We start from the raw sequence: 2,212 nt of genomic DNA, 5'->3' as shown, positions 1-2,212 counted from the left end.
TCGTAACGCTCCATGCGGGCCACGTCCGCACCGCACAGCAGCCCGACCTCGCGCGCAGCAAAGGGTGATAGCCCCGTACACTAAAATGCACAGGTCGTGAGTTCGATGAGTAGGGCGGGACACGTGACATCCTGTCTGAATATGGGGGGACCATCCTCCAAGGCTAAATACTCCTGACTGACCGATAGTGAACCAGTACCGTGAGGGAAAGGCGAAAAGAACCCCGGCGAGGGGAGTGAAATAGAACCTGAAACCGTGTACGTACAAGCAGTGGGAGCACCTTCGTGGTGTGACTGCGTACCTTTTGTATAATGGGTCAGCGACTTATATTTTGTAGCAAGGTTAACCGTATAGGGGAGCCGTAGGGAAACCGAGTCTTAACTGGGCGATTAGTTGCAAGGTATAGACCCGAAACCCGGTGATCTAGCCATGGGCAGGTTGAAGGTTGGGTAACACTAACTGGAGGACCGAACCGACTAATGTTGAAAAATTAGCGGATGACTTGTGGCTGGGGGTGAAAGGCCAATCAAACCGGGAGATAGCTGGTTCTCCCCGAAAGCTATTTAGGTAGCGCCTCGTGAACTCATCTTCGGGGGTAGAGCACTGTTTCGGCTAGGGGGCCATCCCGGCTTACCAAACCGATGCAAACTCCGAATACCGAAGAATGTTATCACGGGAGACACACGGCGGGTGCTAACGTCCGTCGTGAAGAGGGAAACAACCCAGACCGCCAGCTAAGGTCCCAAAGTCATGGTTAAGTGGGAAACGATGTGGGAAGGCATAGACAGCCAGGATGTTGGCTTAGAAGCAGCCATCATTTAAAGAAAGCGTAATAGCTCACTGGTCGAGTCGGCCTGCGCGGAAGATGTAACGGGGCTAAACCATGCACCGAAGCTGCGGCAGCGACGCTTAGGCGTTGTTGGGTAGGGGAGCGTTCTGTAAGCCGTTGAAGGTGGCCTGTGAGGGTTGCTGGAGGTATCAGAAGTGCGAATGCTGACATAAGTAACGATAAAGCGGGTGAAAAGCCCGCTCGCCGGAAGACCAAGGGTTCCTGTCCAACGTTAATCGGGGCAGGGTGAGTCGACCCCTAAGGCGAGGCTGAAAAGCGTAGTCGATGGGAAACAGGTTAATATTCCTGTACTTGGTGTTACTGCGAAGGGGGGACGGAGAAGGCTAGGCTAGCCGGGCGACGGTTGTCCCGGTTTAAGCGTGTAGGGGGTGTGACCTGGTAAATCCGGTTGCATACTAACCCTGAGGCGTGATGACGATGCACTACGGTGCAGAAGTAGTTGATGCCCTGCTTCCAGGAAAATCCTCTAAGCATCAGGTAACATTAAATCGTACCCCAAACCGACACAGGTGGTCAGGTAGAGAATACCAAGGCGCTTGAGAGAACTCGGGTGAAGGAACTAGGCAAAATGGTGCCGTAACTTCGGGAGAAGGCACGCTGGCATGTAGGTGAAGTCCCTTGCGGATGGAGCTGAAGCCAGTCGAAGATACCAGCTGGCTGCAACTGTTTAATAAAAACACAGCACTGTGCAAACACGAAAGTGGACGTATACGGTGTGACGCCTGCCCGGTGCTGGAAGGTTAATTGATGGGGTCAGCCGCAAGGCGAAGCTCTTGATCGAAGCCCCAGTAAACGGCGGCCGTAACTATAACGGTCCTAAGGTAGCGAAATTCCTTGTCGGGTAAGTTCCGACCTGCACGAATGGCGTAATGATGGCCAGGCTGTCTCCACCCGAGACTCAGTGAAATTGAACTCGCTGTGAAGATGCAGTGTACCCGCGGCAAGACGGAAAGACCCCGTGAACCTTTACTATAGCTTGACACTGAACATTGAGCCTTGATGTGTAGGATAGGTGGGAGGCTTTGAAGCGTGGACGCCAGTCTGCGTGGAGCCATCCTTGAAATACCACCCTTTAATGTTTGATGTTCTAACTCGGCCCCATAATCTGGGGTGAGGACAGTGTCTGGTGGGTAGTTTGACTGGGGCGGTCTCCTCCCAAAGAGTAACGGAGGAGCACGAAGGTTAGCTAATCACGGTCGGACATCGTGAGGTTAGTGCAAAGGCATAAGCTAGCTTGACTGCGAGAGTGACGGCTCGAGCAGGTACGAAAGTAGGTCTTAGTGATCCGGTGGTTCTGAATGGAAGGGCCATCGCTCAACGGATAAAAGGTACTCCGGGGATAACAGGCTGATACCGCCCAAG

At 53.3% G+C, this 2,212-nt stretch carries 1 rRNA gene; it reads left to right on the top strand.

The features are described from left to right. Positions 1-2,212 (top strand): 23S ribosomal RNA (locus ABZ937_RS42730); the annotation flags it as partial.

This window comes from Streptomyces sp. NPDC046727 (assembly GCF_040645635.1).
Taxonomy (GTDB): Bacteria; Actinomycetota; Actinomycetes; order Streptomycetales; family Streptomycetaceae; genus Streptomyces.
Note: the sequence above shows the minus strand (reverse complement) of the source record. Positions and strands in the feature narration are given on the sequence as shown.